16 protein-coding genes are annotated in these 12,789 nt (G+C 64.7%); 8 read left to right on the top strand and 8 right to left on the bottom strand.

All coding sequences use genetic code 11. From position 1 onward, the window contains the following. Nucleotides 1-13: 13 nt before the first annotated feature. The 6 genes from dnaQ to KVF90_RS02840 all read left to right on the top strand — a co-directional run bounded on the left by dnaQ (nt 14) and on the right by KVF90_RS02840 (nt 3,714). On the top strand, nt 14-730 hold the full coding sequence (gene dnaQ, locus KVF90_RS02815) for a DNA polymerase III subunit epsilon (protein WP_264393331.1): 717 nt from the start codon (nt 14-16) through the stop codon (nt 728-730). A gap of 75 nt (nt 731-805) precedes the next feature. Further along, nucleotides 806-1,372 (top strand): ribosome hibernation-promoting factor, HPF/YfiA family, encoded by a 567-nt coding sequence (hpf, locus tag KVF90_RS02820; protein WP_264393332.1) that lies wholly within the window; start codon nt 806-808, stop codon nt 1,370-1,372. Between the two features lie 173 nt (nt 1,373-1,545). Then, nucleotides 1,546-2,007, top strand: coding sequence for a PTS sugar transporter subunit IIA (locus KVF90_RS02825; RefSeq protein ID WP_264393333.1), 462 nt, complete (start codon nt 1,546-1,548; stop codon nt 2,005-2,007). A gap of 16 nt (nt 2,008-2,023) precedes the next feature. After that, nucleotides 2,024-2,524 carry a PaaI family thioesterase gene (locus KVF90_RS02830; RefSeq protein WP_264393334.1) on the top strand — a complete coding sequence of 167 codons (501 nt, stop codon included), beginning with the start codon at nt 2,024-2,026 and terminating at the stop codon, nt 2,522-2,524. A 2-nt stretch (nt 2,525-2,526) separates the two neighbouring features. Beyond that, a complete protein-coding gene (locus KVF90_RS02835) occupies nt 2,527-2,868 on the top strand; it encodes a DUF1491 family protein (RefSeq protein WP_264393335.1) in 342 nt (113 codons plus the stop codon). 195 nt (nt 2,869-3,063) lie between these two features. Continuing rightward, a complete protein-coding gene (locus KVF90_RS02840) occupies nt 3,064-3,714 on the top strand; it encodes a cell wall hydrolase (protein WP_264393336.1) in 651 nt (216 codons plus the stop codon). 91 nt (nt 3,715-3,805) lie between these two features. On the opposite strand, the gene xth is transcribed toward KVF90_RS02840, so the two are convergent. The 3 genes from xth to KVF90_RS02855 are packed head-to-tail and all read right to left on the bottom strand — an operon-like array spanning nt 3,806 to nt 5,441. Beyond that, nucleotides 3,806-4,600: an exodeoxyribonuclease III gene (gene xth, locus KVF90_RS02845; protein WP_264393337.1), complete on the bottom strand. Its 795-nt coding sequence runs from the start codon at nt 4,598-4,600 to the stop codon at nt 3,806-3,808. A 38-nt stretch (nt 4,601-4,638) separates the two neighbouring features. After that, nucleotides 4,639-4,971, bottom strand: a complete 333-nt coding sequence (gene erpA, locus KVF90_RS02850; protein WP_264393338.1) for an iron-sulfur cluster insertion protein ErpA — start codon at nt 4,969-4,971, stop codon at nt 4,639-4,641. A gap of 38 nt (nt 4,972-5,009) precedes the next feature. After that, on the bottom strand, nt 5,010-5,441 hold the full coding sequence (locus tag KVF90_RS02855) for a CBS domain-containing protein (RefSeq protein ID WP_264393339.1): 432 nt from the start codon (nt 5,439-5,441) through the stop codon (nt 5,010-5,012). 135 nt (nt 5,442-5,576) lie between these two features. On the opposite strand from KVF90_RS02855, the gene KVF90_RS02860 reads away from it, so the two are divergent. Beyond that, a complete protein-coding gene (locus KVF90_RS02860) occupies nt 5,577-5,888 on the top strand; it encodes a hypothetical protein (RefSeq protein ID WP_264393340.1) in 312 nt (103 codons plus the stop codon). On the opposite strand, the gene KVF90_RS02865 is transcribed toward KVF90_RS02860, so the two are convergent. The 5 genes from KVF90_RS02865 to KVF90_RS02885 all read right to left on the bottom strand — a co-directional run bounded on the left by KVF90_RS02865 (nt 5,885) and on the right by KVF90_RS02885 (nt 11,156). Beyond that, a complete protein-coding gene (locus tag KVF90_RS02865) occupies nt 5,885-6,295 on the bottom strand; it encodes a (2Fe-2S) ferredoxin domain-containing protein (protein WP_264393341.1) in 411 nt (136 codons plus the stop codon). The two genes, KVF90_RS02860 and KVF90_RS02865, sit on opposite strands and share 4 nt — an antisense overlap. Next, entirely contained in the window at nt 6,292-8,448 is a 2,157-nt protein-coding gene (locus KVF90_RS02870; RefSeq protein WP_264393342.1) for an alpha/beta hydrolase family protein, read from the bottom strand. Before KVF90_RS02870 ends, KVF90_RS02865 begins: the two co-directional genes overlap by 4 nt. Nucleotides 8,449-8,511: 63 nt before the next feature. Then, complete coding sequence (locus KVF90_RS02875) at nt 8,512-9,000, bottom strand: DUF2497 domain-containing protein (protein ID WP_264393343.1); 489 nt, start codon at nt 8,998-9,000, stop codon at nt 8,512-8,514. 48 nt (nt 9,001-9,048) lie between these two features. Further along, entirely contained in the window at nt 9,049-10,551 is a 1,503-nt protein-coding gene (locus tag KVF90_RS02880) for a TolC family outer membrane protein (RefSeq protein WP_264393344.1), read from the bottom strand. Beyond that, nucleotides 10,548-11,156: a protein-L-isoaspartate O-methyltransferase family protein gene (locus KVF90_RS02885; protein ID WP_264393345.1), complete on the bottom strand. Its 609-nt coding sequence runs from the start codon at nt 11,154-11,156 to the stop codon at nt 10,548-10,550. The genes KVF90_RS02880 and KVF90_RS02885 overlap by 4 nt, the downstream gene beginning before the upstream one ends. 222 nt (nt 11,157-11,378) lie before the next feature. On the opposite strand from KVF90_RS02885, the gene fumC reads away from it, so the two are divergent. Beyond that, entirely contained in the window at nt 11,379-12,785 is a 1,407-nt protein-coding gene (gene fumC / locus KVF90_RS02890; RefSeq protein ID WP_264394638.1) for a class II fumarate hydratase, read from the top strand. The last annotated feature ends 4 nt before the right edge of the window (nt 12,786-12,789 follow it).

Genomic DNA, 12,789 nt, shown 5'->3' on the forward strand with positions numbered 1-12,789 from the left:
GATAGTCCGGCAAATGGCGCTTCAGACACGCGAAGTCATCTTCGACACCGAAACCACCGGACTCGATCCCAAGACGGGAGACCGCATGGTGGAAATCGGCTGCATCGAAATGATTGGCCGGGTGGAAACGGGCCGCAGCTTCCACGCTTATTTCAATCCCGATCGCGATATGCCGGTCGAGGCCGAGCGGGTCCACGGACTCAGCGCCGCCTTCCTTGCCACCAAGCCGCGCTTTGCCGAACTGGCGGACGATCTGCTCGACTTCCTCGGCGATTCCGATCTCGTCGCGCACAATGCCGGGTTCGATTTCGGCTTTCTCAACAACGAGCTTGAACTGGCGGGCCGCGCGCCGATCAGCATGGAGCGGATGGTCGACACCGTCGCCATCGCCCGCAAGAAACACCCCGGCGCAAAACTGTCGCTGGACGCACTTTGCACCCGTTACGGTATCGACCGCAGCCACCGCGTAAAGCACGGCGCGCTGCTCGATGCCGAGCTGCTCGCGCAGGTCTATGTCGAACTGACGGGCGGGCGGCAGATCGGTCTGGGGCTGGTCGATGCACCGGCAGACAATGCGGATCTCGCCCACCCCACCCCCAATGCGCCCTGGCACCGTCCGGCAACGGACAAGCCCCGGCGCGAACCTCGCCCCCATGTTGCCAGCCAGGAGGAGCTGGAACGCCACCGCGAATTCATCGCAGGGATAGCCAACGCAATCTGGTCCCGTTGACCACGTCAACCGAACCCGGGCGCACGGCCATTCCTCATACTGGGATCCTCATCAGCGACGGGAGGACTAAACTACATGGATATTCGGATTTCTGGCCACCAGATGGACACCGGCAGCGCGCTTCAGGCGCATGCATCTGACCGGTTGGGCGCAATCGTCGACAAGTATTTCGACCGCGCCCTTTCGTCGCACGTGACCTTCGGCAAGGCCCCTGCCGGCGCCTTTACCTGCGATATCATCACCCATGTGATGCAGGGATTGATCCTCAAGGCGCAAGGCTCCGCGCAGGACGCGCACTTTGCCTTCGATGATGCGGTCGCCAAGATCGAAAAGCAGCTGCGCCGCTACAAGCGCCGCCTGACCGACCGCCATCAGCAGGCCGATCATGCGCGCGGCGAGGAAGAGGCGGCCTACACGATCTTCGCCGTCGAAGAGGACCAGGAAGAGGAAATCGTCGCCGACGCACCGCTGGTGATCGCCGAGACCCGCGTCGACATTCCCACCGCCAGCGTCGCCGATGCGGTGATGATGATGGACCTCAGGAACACCACCGCGCTGTTCTTCAAAAACGCTGGCACCGGGCGGCATAATATGGTCTACAGGCGTGCCGATGGCTCGATCGGATGGGTCGAGCCGAGATAGGGCACAGATCTGCCCTTGCCGTAAGGGAATTCCTTGCGGCGGGGGCCCGATCCGAAAGCTCAGGCGGCGGTAGCAGGAGGGGCTCCGCCCCGGCCCCGATCTGCTCCCCAACGGGGACGACCGGACCGGATCATCGCCAGACGGGCGCACATTCAATCGGGATCATTATCACAATGGACGTCAACCTCGCTCTCTCACCGCAGGCGATCGCGTTCGCCCGGCTGGATACCAAGCCGAAGGTTCTGGCGCGCACCGCGCAGCTGCTCAGCACCGCTTACGGGCTGGACGAGAGTGAAGTGCTGGAAAATCTCGAAGCGCGCGAGGCGCTGGGGAGCACCGGCTTCGGGCGCGGCGTCGCCATCCCGCACTGCCGCAGCAAGGATGTCCGCCGTCCCAGCCTCGCGCTGATCCGGCTGGAAACCCCCATCGATTTTGCCGCTGCCGATGCGCGGCCGGTAACGCTGGTGTGCGGCCTTGTCTCGCCGGAGAATGCCGGGGCGACCCACCTCCACGCTCTCGCCGCAATTTCGCGCCTGACGCGTGACGAGACGACGTTGCAGATGCTCGCCGATGCGCCCGATGCCGAGGCGGTCTATGCGCTGCTGACCAACCAGTTCCTGCGCACCGCGGCCTGACCCGATCTGAACAGCAATGCCTGCAAGTGATGAATTTGCTTCGGCCGGCGTGCCGGAAACCGGGGCTCAGCAGCACTACCGCGCGCTGGAGCGGCTCTATTCCTCCGCGCCGGTCAACGCCAAGTTTGCCAGCACGCTGCATATCCCGGGCGAGGGGCAATCGCGCCTGACCTTCACAGTCACGCCGGAAGATTACCACGCGGCAGGGGCGGCGCACGGGACCATCTATTTCAAGATGCTCGACGATGCGGCTTTCTATGCCGCCAACTCGCTGGTGACTGACCGTTTCCTGCTGACCACCAGCTTCAACCTGTTCTTCAGCAAGCCGGTGCGCGCCGGAACCGTTACCGCCGAAGGGCGCTGGGTGAGCGGCCGCCGCCGCGTGTTCGTCGCCGAAGCGCGGCTGGTCGATAGCGAGGGCGACGAAATCGGGCGCGGCACGGGCACCTTCATGCGCTCGCGGATCGCCTTGTCGAGCTTGCCGGGTTACGCTGCGGACGGGCCTTCGGGCCTCTGATCGTGGAAGGCAGGCTCCCAGCGCATATCGAGGCGAGCGGGATTCTTCGCCTGGCCGAGTCCCGGGGTGGCTTTGCCACGGTGCTGGCCAAGGGCGAGCATGATGCCGGGACGATCCTCCTCGTAACCCTGTGTCGCGGCAGGGATGGTGTCCTGTACGAAAGGATGCCGCAACTTGACGGATCGCGTAAGTTTATTGCGGCAAAGCGGGAAAACCCTGAGAATCCTCAGGAATTTTCCGAATATCTGGCCAGAAGACGCCATCAAGACAGTGATATGTGGCTAATCGAGGTGGATATCGCGGATCCTGAACGGTTCGTCGCGCAGCTCGACGAATTGCGTTGACGTAAACGGCAGGCGCCGTCAGAGGCCCGCTCCAATTCCTCGCGCAGGCTGGCAGGGCGGCAATTCGGCCGTATCGACCAGCACGCAGACGGGGAGCGGCCGGCAGGCTTCTTCGAACCCCCCACATCCTTCAAACGGTCTGGAAAAGGTTCTCGCCTGCGTCTGTGCGCGCTCACCGCCCGATTTGTAGAATTCATGAGTCGCAAGACCACCACGATTGCTGCGATCGCCGCTGTGGCGTTCGCAACCACGATGTTTCCGAGCGGCCGTAACGCCGCCGCGCTGGCGCAAGCCGCGACTGACCAGCTCACCGCCCCCGTTACGGTCGATGCGCCCGAGTTGGTCCCCGATTCCATCACCTATATCGCGCAGGAAGTGGTCCAGCCGCTTGCTGACGCAACGCCTGCGGCCGCAACGCTGACCGAAGCCGGATCGCTGTCCGAGCTGGTTGGCATGGTCGACACTGATGCTGCGTTGGACGAACAGATGCGCTGCCTTGCCGGTGCCGTATATTTCGAAGCGCGCGGCGAACCGCTGGCCGGCCAGCTGGCTGTGGCGCAGGTCATCATCAACCGCACCGAGGACGGCCGCTTCCCCCGCTCCTATTGCGGTGTGGTCGCCCAGCCGGGCCAGTTCTCCTTCATGCGTGGCCGGCACATGCCGCAGGTGCGCGAAGGATCAGCCGCCTGGAACCGCGCCGTCGCCGTCGCGCAGATCGCGCACAAGGGCCTGTGGGAATCCGAAGCGGGCAATGCGGTGTTCTTCCACGCCCGCTACGTGCGTCCGGGCTGGAGCCACACCAAAACGCGGCTCGCCCAGATCGACACGCATATCTTTTATAGGTGATCCTCGCCGCTTTTCGCCCTGACGGGCGAGCGGCTGCGGGCGGGCGGTCGCCCTTGCGGCCCTGCGGGCCGGTCAGCGCAATAAGGCTGGATCAGGTGTTAAGCCGCACCCAAACCGGCGTGTGGTCGCTGGCCTTTTCCCGGCCGCGATAGGCCTTGTCGACCCCGCAAGCCTCCAGACGGTCGGCGCATTCGGGCGAGAGCAGGATGTGGTCGATCCGGAAGCCGTGGTCGCGCTGCCAGGCACCCGCCTGATAGTCCCAATAGGTCCACACGCCGCCGCGCGGGTTGTGGGTGCGGATGGCGTCCGTCCAGCCGTCTGCCAGCATCCGTGCATAGGCGGCGCGGCTTTCGGGCTGCATCAGCGCATCGTCCTGCATCGCCTTGACCGACCAGACGTCGTCATCTTCGGGGATGACGTTGAAATCGCCAAGCACCACGGCGGGCACTTCTTCGGCCCAGATGTCGGCCATGCGTTCCCGCAGCTTTGCCATCCACGCCAGCTTGTAGGTGAATTTCGGCCCCGGATGGGGGTTGCCGTTGGGCAGGTACAGGCAGGCGACCCGCACGCCGGAGACGTCGGCCTCGAGATAGCGGGCCTGTTCGTCATCACCTTCGTTGGGGCCAGGGATACCGAGTCCGCGCTGCACCTCGGTGAGAGTGTAGCCCGCGGCGGTATCGACCAGAATGGCGACCCCGTTGAAGCTCTTCTGCCCATGCCAGATCGCGGAATAACCGATCGCCTCGAAATCGGCGGCGGGGAAGCCATCGTCCTGCGACTTGATCTCCTGCAAGCAGGCGACCGCGGGGCGGGTTTCCTCGAGCCATTCGAGCAGGCGCGGCAGGCGGGCCTTGATCCCGTTGATGTTGAAGGTGGCGATTTTCATGCGCGCCCTGATGCCTCAGAAGCGCGCGCGGGTCTAACCTAAATCCCGAAGCTGGATCCGCAGCCGCACCCGGCGGCGGCCTGCGGGTTTTCGACCTTGAAGGCCGCGCCGCCCAGCGATTCGACGAAATCGACGGTGCTTCCCGCAATCAGATCGAGGCTCATCGGGTCGACCACCAGCTTCACCCCATCGGTTTCGCTGACGCTGTCGTCCGAATCCGCCGCGTCGGCGAGGTCGAACTTGTACTGGAAGCCCGAACAGCCCCCGCCTTCGACCGCCAGTCGCAGGATCGCGGGACGCGATTGCTTGGCCGCAATCAGCGCAATGCGCTTGGCGGCGGACGGGGTGAGGATCAGGGGCTCTGCGGTCATGGTTCTAATCTAGGGCCTCGCCGGACGATCCTCAAGCGTCACACCGCCTGAATATAGTTGCGCAGCGCTTCGGCCTCGTGCTGCACCTCGTCCATCTTGTGCTTCACGAGGTCACCGATCGAGATGAAGCCGATCAGCGTGCCTTCCTCGACCACCGGGAAATGGCGGAACCGGCGACGGGTCATCATGGCCAGCGCCTCGTCGACTGTAGTGCCGGGTTCGACCGTGACGGCGGGCGAGGTCATGATCTGCTCCACCGGCATGTCGAGGCACGCTCCACCATGATCGGCGAGTCGGTAGATCACGTCGCGCTCCGAAACGATGCCGGCCACACGCCCGTCACGCAGCACCGGCAATGCGCCGATGCGTTTGCTGGCGAGGGTCTGCACGACCTGCGAAACAGGCGTCGCTACGTCGCAGGCGATGATGTCGGATGGGCCGCGCTGGGCGATGATTCGGGCAATGGTCATGGAAGACTCCCTCTCTCAGGCAGGGAAAATGCCATGCATTGAAGGAAAAAGCGAATCCCTCACTTGCACCGCGCGTATCGCTCCTTGCAGCTTTCGCGCGTTGCAATGCAGCAGAGCGCACGCCATGTCGGGGGCATGACACGCAAATCCCCGCTCGATGATCCTGTGAACGCCGCGCACGCCTGGGCGCGCTATCGACAGATCATGAAATGGCTGCTGGCCGCGACCACGCTGACCGTCATGCTGGCGATGGGCCTGCTATTTGCATATAACGGCATGATTTCGGTGCATTTCTACATCGCGGCGGCGCTGGGCATCAGCCTTACCATGCTGCTCGGCGGAGGGCTGATGGGCCTTGTGTTCCTGTCCAACGGGACGGGTCACGACGAATCGGTCGACAACCAGCTTCCCGGCAAGGACGAGTTCTGGAGCCCGAAGGACGATTAGGCAGGTTTGAGGATGTAATCCTCGACCGGCACGCCGCCGACCAGATGTTCCTGAATGATCCGTTCGAGCACCTTGGGGCTGCACGAATGGTACCACACCCCGTCCGGCCAAACGACCGCGATCGGCCCCGCCGCGCAGATCTGGAAGCAATCGGCCTTGGTGCGCTGTACGCCCCCGCCCGACCCGCGCTTGCTATCGTCGTTACGCTGCGGGCCGACGAGGCCGAGTTCCTTCAGGCGTGATTTGAGGAAGCTCCACGCCTCCTCGCCTTCCTTGCGCGAACAGCATTTCTGCTTGTCCGAAACGGCGCAGATCATGATGTGCCGCTGGATCGCGGTCCCTTCCGCCGGATCACCATAATGCTTGGCAAGCGAATGCTGCGCGGAAGCGAGTTCCTGTCGGCTCACTTCTGCGCGTCCTGCTTCAGCCAGCGATCCAGCCACGCGAAGACGGTGTTGTGCCATTGCAGCGAGTTCTTCGCGCCGAGCACCCAGTGATTCTCGTCAGGGAAGACCAGCAATTGCGACGGGATGCCGCGTTCCTGCAAGGCGGTGAAGCTCTGGATGCCCTGGGTGTAGGGGACGCGGAAATCCTGCTGCCCGGTGATGACCAGCATCGGCGTCTTCCACTTGTCGATGTGGTTCGCGGGGTTCCACTTCTCGTAGGTCTCACGCGCCTCTTCATAGGAGCCGCCGAAGTCCCAGCGGGGGAACCACAATTCCTCCGTGGCATAGTAGAAGCTGCGGTTGTCGAAGATGCCATCGTGCTGGACGATGCAATCGAAACGGTCGGGCCACTTTCCGGCGATCCAGTTGACCATGAAGCCGCCATAGCTCGCGCCCATGGCGCACGCCTTGGTGCCGTCGATCTGCGAGTCGAGGGTGAGCGCGGCGTCCAGACCCTTCTGCAAATCCTCCAGCGGCTTGCCGCCCCAGTCCTTGTTGATCGCATCGGTAAAGGCCTGCCCGTATCCGGTGCTGCCGTGGAAATCGATCGAGATCACCGCATAGCCCTGGCTGGCGGTGACGCGCGGGTTCCAGCGGTTCGACCAGCTGTCGTTGTAGCTGCCCTGCGGCCCGCCGTGGATGTAGAGGATCGCCGGGATCGGGCCGGTCTGGTCGGCGAGGCGGGTGATCTGGCCCCAAACCGTATCGCCGTTGGCGCCTGCAAAGCTGAAGCGGCGGGTGACTATACTGGCGAGGCCGCCCATGCGCGATGTCGCCACATCGGTCAGCGGACGGGCTTGGCCCATGCCGTCCGACAGGAACAATTCGGCCGGTTGCCCGAGCGAATCCCGCGTGAACAGCGCCCGGCCCCCCGGCAGCGGGACGAGATTGGCGACATGCGCTTCGTTCCCGGCCATCAGGTTGAGTTCGGTGACCTTGCCCGTCGCCGGATCGATGTTGAAGGCGGGGGTGTCGAGCACCTTTTGCGCGGTGGCGATCAGGTGCTTGCCGTCAGTGCTCCATGCAAGGCTGGCGAAGCTGAGATCGGTGTCCTTCGTCAGATTGCGCATCTGCCCGGTCTTGAGATCGAGCAGGCGCACCGACAGCTTGTCGGCTTCGTAGGTCGGCCGGTCCATCGCCAGCCACGCGAGGTAGCGGCCATCCGGGGAGACGGCGGGGGTGGTGTCGGTCGCCTCATTGGCGGCGGTCAGCAGCTTGGGCGCAGCACCCGACAGGTCGGAGGCGTAGATATCGAGATTGGTGGAGGTCGGCTCCGCCCCGTCCGAAAGGCGCGCCGTGAAATAGAGCGTGCTGCCATCGGGCGCGAAGGCGATTTCCTCCCCGCCGCCGAAGGGCATGGTAGGGCTGTCGGCGGTGATCCCCGTGGCGGGATCCGTGCCGTCGACCGGAGCGCCCTGCCCTTGCGCCACGCCGTCCTTCAGCGGGAAGGTGAAGATGCGGTTGGGGGTGCCCGGCGTTGCCCAGCGGTCCCAGTGGCGCACGAAGCCGTCCTTGCCGTCATAGAGCCGGCCGGTGCCGGGGCCGGGGAGATGCTGCGGCTTGGCGTCCGCGCAGCCGAAGGTCGGGCAATCGCGCGGCACTTCCGCCCACAGCGCGATGGCCTTTCCGTTGGGCGCGAGCTTGAAGCCGGCGATCTCGACATGGGGATAATCGGCGACCACTTGCGGCTGACCGGCGGTCCCGTCCTTGGCAAGGCTGACGCGCCACACCCGGCTACGCGCTGCGGCCTGCTTGTCAGGGCTTTCGCTGCTGAGGAAATAGATCTGCCCATCCGCGCCGAAGGTGAGCGACGAGGCGCGGATGCCGAGGTCCAGCGCAACCGGCGAAGCGCCCGGCTTGGCGAGATCGAGCAGGAAGTGTGCGGGGCTGCGCGCCAGGCTTTCGGGATCGGTGACCGTGACGCTGTAGACGGCCAGCGTGCCGCCCGCGTTCACCGCGGGCGCGCCGAGCCGAGGGAGGGTGACCAGATCCTCGGCGCTCATCGGCGGGGCAGTGACACCCGGAACGGCAGACACATCCTGCGCGGCGAGCGGTGCGGCCAGCAGGGACGCGGCGACGGCGATCAGGGCGCCGGAAACTTTGAGATTGTGCATGTTGGCGGGATTAGCCCGCCTTGGCGCGGCGCGCCAGTGATTGCCCTTAAGTCTCGGCGCGAATCAGCGGTGCTTGCCGACAATCCGTGCGATTTCCGCCTGCACGAGGCTCTCCACCATCGTCGGCAGATTGGCTTCGAGCCATTCGGCCAGCATCGGGCGCAGCAGTTCGCGGGTCAGACCTTCAAGCGAGGTCTCTCCCGAACGGACGATTTGCGGGCGGGCCGGCGGTTCGGCCAGCATGGCGAGCGCGGCGAGGTTTTCCTGCATCGCATCGCGCACCTGATCGGCGATCAGCGGGGTTTCTTCCTGCTGCTCCATCGGCAAGGCAGAGGGTTCCGCGGGCACTTCCATATCCGACAGATCGAGCACTTCATCCGCGTCGCGCACGGTGTGCGTCCGGGCGAGGGGCGCGGGCTCGGCATCGTCATCTTCGGAAACGAGCATCCGCCGCCGCCGCGCTTCGAGCGCACCAACGCGGTTGTCACGCGCGATCACTTTCTTGATCGATTCGAGGATTTCCTCGACCGACGCCTCGTTATCCTGCGCCATCACTTGCCCCGTTTTCTGCCCCCGGCCTGTCCCGAATCGGGACCGGATTTACTCGCCGGGCAGCAATTGCGGGCCAATTGTTGCGTTGGCGGGCGGAATGTCAACGGTTCTGGTCGATTTCGGGGCGGGCTCGGGATCGCGGTCCCAGTCCCACATCTTGCTGCTGACGCGGTCGGCGTTGATGGTGGGATCGTAGAGCACGCCTGAATCCAGGTTGAGATCGCGTGCCTCTGCCCGGCCCATCAGTGCCAGCAGGTTGAAACCGGCGACATAGGCATTGCGCCGCGCGGTCACCAGCTGGGCGCGGGCGTTGACCAGCTCCTGCTCGGCATTGAGCACGTCGAGGATCTGGCGGTTACCGATCGAGTTTTCGGCGCGCACGCCTTCAAGGCTGAGCTCGGCCGCTTCGACCGCGGCCTGCGCGCTGCGGATCACCCCGTTGGCGGCTTGCCAGTTGGAATAGGTCGAGCGAGTTTCGGCAATGATCTGGCGCTCGGAGGCGATCACATCCTCAAGAGCAGCGCTCTCGCGCGCCCCGGCCTGACGCTGCCGCGCGGCGGGGAGGCCACCCTGAAACAGCGGAATGGTCACACGCACGCCCGCGTTGGCGGTCTTTTCGCTCTGCGCGAAGCGCGGCGCGGTGGGGTTGTTGGGATCGACCTGGTTGGCGAGCGACCCGCCCAGCGTACCGAAGAAGTCGCTGTAATCGCCGTTCACGAAGAAATTGACGGTCGGCAGACGACCAGCGCCGGCCACCTTGGTATCGAACCCGGCGGCCTCGGCGCGCTGTTTGGCCGCATCGAGGTTGGGATTGTTGTCGAGTGCGGCCACAATCGCTTCGCCCACCGTATCAGGAAGGCCCGGAAGCGGCGGCGGCGCCTCAAGTTCGCCCGGCTCGTTGCCGACCAGGCGAATATAGGTTTCGCGCGCGGCGATGAGGTTGGCTTCGGCAGACTGGAGATCCCCTTCCGCCACCGCGAGGCGCGAGCGCGACTGGGCGACGTCGGTGATGGTCAGATCGCCGATCTGGAACCGGTCGCTGGTCGCTTCGAGATTGGTGCGAAGGACGGCAACGTTGTTGGTTGCGAGGGCCACTAGCGCCTCGGTGCGCAGCACATCCATGTAGGCGGCAACCACTTGGGCGAAGAGCGTGCTTTCGGTGTTGCGCAGGTCAGCCTGTCCCGCCTCGACCCGTTCCTTGGCGGCGGCGATTCCGTTGCGCACGGCGCCGCCGGAATAGACCGGCACCAGCACCTGCGCATTGACGCCGAGGTTACGATCGGGGGCGGTGAAGGCGTTGGCCGATTGCTGGATGAATTCGATATGTGTCGCGGTGATGTTGGCCGAAGGCAGGCCCGGCGCACGGCTAATCGGCACGCCTTCATCCGTCGCGCGCTGGTTGGCGCGGGCGGATTCGAGCGTGGGGTTGGTGTTATAGGCCTTGGCCAGCGCCTCGCGCAGGTTATCGGCATGAGCGGGCGCGGCCAACGCGGTAAGCGTCAGCAGGCTCGCCGATCCGGCCAGCAGCAGCGAGGCGTTTCGTGCCTTCACGCGAAAGTCCAGCCCTTGGGCGCCGCGAAAGCGGTCAGCACCGGAATGCCGAGATCCTCGATCGGCTGGAGATTGACCTGGCCCGCAACCTTCCGCCCCGAGGCGAGGCGCGTGACCTGCCGCAGCACGAGACCTGTGACGATCCGCCCGCCATCGGCAAGCTGCGCGGCAAGGCTATCGGGCAGCTGTTCGATCGCGCCATCGATCACGATCAGCGAATAATTGCCTGTACCGGCTGCCGAGACAGCATCGGCAGCGGTCATCTCGGTCAGGTCGGCCACCAGCGGGCGCAGCAGTTCGGCGAGGTAGGCGGTGCCGCCGCCGACCAGCAGCACGCGATCTTCCGGCATGGGCGCGGCTTCAAGCAGCAGCTTGCCATAGAACAGCGGCGAGGCGAGGTGGCCACCATCGCCCAGCGCAATCGCGCGGTCGATATAGGCCTGCGATGCCTTGTCGGCGGGCAGAAAATCCTCACGCGGAACAGCCAGCATCCGGGCCAGCACATATTCCTCGTTGACGCCGCTGGTGCGCAGCTGGCTGTCGATCATTGCGCGGCGCGCGATCCGGGTGTCGGGAAGGCCAGAATGCATTTGGGTTGTTGTCATGGTGCTCATGTTCTCTCGGCAAAGCTGTATTAGTTACGCAATACAGCTCGTCAACCCTCTCCTTAAACGTGCAGCGGCGCGGTTCCAAGGCTTTTGGCCCCCGTTACGCGTCCGCAAACTTGGCGATTTCGGCCTTTGACCACGCCCGAGCAGGGGCTTAGGGGAGCGCCGTACCCTGTGGGGCTCAATTCGACTTAATGAGGGATAGCTTCGATGAGTGACATGACGGCGAACGGTGAGGACGTGCGGATCGAGACCGATTCGCTGGGCGAAGTGGCGGTTCCGGCCCGGATGCATTGGGGCGCACAGACGCAGCGCTCGATCGTCAACTTCCCGATCGGCGGCGAAACGATGCCCCCCGCTCTGGTCCGCGCGCTGGGAATCCAGAAGCTTGCGGCAGCCAAGGCCAATATGAAGCTCGGCGTGCTGGATGCGACGCTGGGCGAGGCGATCGTTGCCGCCGCGCGCGAAGTGATCGACGGGACGCTTGCCGACCAGTTCCCGCTGGTGGTGTGGCAGACCGGATCTGGAACCCAGTCGAACATGAACGCCAACGAGGTGATCGCCAGCCGCGCCAACGAGATGCTGACCGGCAACAAGGGCGGCAAGACACCGGTTCACCCCAACGATCATTGCAACATGGGCCAGTCGTCCAACGACACCTTCCCCACCGCGATGCACATCGCCGCCGCGACCGAGGCGCTGGATCACCTGATTCCGGCCTTGAAGAAGCTCCACGGCGCGCTGGATGCCAAGGCCAAGGAATTCGCCGACATCGTCAAGATCGGCCGCACCCACTTGCAGGACGCCACCCCGATGACGCTGGGGCAGGAGTTCTCCGGCTATGCCAAGCAGATCGAATACGGCATTGCCCGCGTCGAAGCGGCGCTGCCGCGCGTGCTGGAACTGGCGCAGGGCGGCACGGCCGTCGGCACCGGGATCAACGCCAAGGTCGGCTTTGATACGGCCTTCGCCGCGGAGGCCGCTGCCGAAACCGGCCATGCTTTCGTCACCGCGCCCAACAAGTTCGAGGCGCTGGCCGCGCATGACGCGATGGTCGAGATTTCGGGCGCGTTGAATGTTCTCGCGGTCAGCCTGATGAAGATCGCCAACGACATCCGCTTGCTTGGCTCCGGCCCCCGCTCCGGCCTTGGCGAACTCAGCCTCCCCGCCAACGAGCCGGGCTCCTCGATCATGCCGGGCAAGGTCAATCCGACCCAGTGCGAGGCAATGACGATGGTCTGCGCGCAGGTGATGGGCAACCACATGACGGTGACGGTTGCGGGATCGCACGGGCATCTTGAGCTCAACGTGTTCAAGCCGGTGATCATCTACAACGTGCTGCAATCGATGAAGCTGATCGGCGATGCCGCCCACGCCTTCACCGATAATTGTGTTGTGGGCATCGAAGCCAACACGGATCGCATCACCCAATTGCTCAATGAAAGCCTGATGCTGGTGACCGCGCTCAATCCGCATATCGGGTATGACAACGCCGCCAAGATCGCCAAGAAGGCGCATGCCGAGGGAACGACCCTGAAGGCCGCCGCTCTTGCGCTGGGTCTGCTCACCGAAGAGCAGTTCGCGCTTTGGGTGGTGCCCGCGGACATGATCAAGCCCCGCGACTGACCCC

It is taken from the genome of Porphyrobacter sp. ULC335, assembly GCF_025917005.1.
Taxonomy (GTDB): Bacteria; Pseudomonadota; Alphaproteobacteria; order Sphingomonadales; family Sphingomonadaceae; genus Erythrobacter.

What these genes read in the sequence shown, in the direction of transcription:
- dnaQ (WP_264393331.1), top strand. Translation starts at nt 14, where the DNA reads ATGGCGCTTCAGACACGCGAAGTCATCTTCGACACCGAAACCACCGGA.
- hpf (WP_264393332.1), top strand. Translation starts at nt 806, where the DNA reads ATGGATATTCGGATTTCTGGCCACCAGATGGACACCGGCAGCGCGCTT.
- KVF90_RS02825 (WP_264393333.1), top strand. Translation starts at nt 1,546, where the DNA reads ATGGACGTCAACCTCGCTCTCTCACCGCAGGCGATCGCGTTCGCCCGG.
- KVF90_RS02830 (WP_264393334.1), top strand. Translation starts at nt 2,024, where the DNA reads ATGCCTGCAAGTGATGAATTTGCTTCGGCCGGCGTGCCGGAAACCGGG.
- KVF90_RS02840 (WP_264393336.1), top strand. Translation starts at nt 3,064, where the DNA reads ATGAGTCGCAAGACCACCACGATTGCTGCGATCGCCGCTGTGGCGTTC.
- xth (WP_264393337.1), bottom strand. Translation starts at nt 4,600, where the DNA reads ATGAAAATCGCCACCTTCAACATCAACGGGATCAAGGCCCGCCTGCCG.
- erpA (WP_264393338.1), bottom strand. Translation starts at nt 4,971, where the DNA reads ATGACCGCAGAGCCCCTGATCCTCACCCCGTCCGCCGCCAAGCGCATT.
- KVF90_RS02855 (WP_264393339.1), bottom strand. Translation starts at nt 5,441, where the DNA reads ATGACCATTGCCCGAATCATCGCCCAGCGCGGCCCATCCGACATCATC.
- KVF90_RS02860 (WP_264393340.1), top strand. Translation starts at nt 5,577, where the DNA reads ATGACACGCAAATCCCCGCTCGATGATCCTGTGAACGCCGCGCACGCC.
- KVF90_RS02870 (WP_264393342.1), bottom strand. Translation starts at nt 8,448, where the DNA reads ATGCACAATCTCAAAGTTTCCGGCGCCCTGATCGCCGTCGCCGCGTCC.
- KVF90_RS02875 (WP_264393343.1), bottom strand. Translation starts at nt 9,000, where the DNA reads ATGGCGCAGGATAACGAGGCGTCGGTCGAGGAAATCCTCGAATCGATC.
- KVF90_RS02885 (WP_264393345.1), bottom strand. Translation starts at nt 11,156, where the DNA reads ATGACAACAACCCAAATGCATTCTGGCCTTCCCGACACCCGGATCGCG.
- fumC (WP_264394638.1), top strand. Translation starts at nt 11,379, where the DNA reads ATGACGGCGAACGGTGAGGACGTGCGGATCGAGACCGATTCGCTGGGC.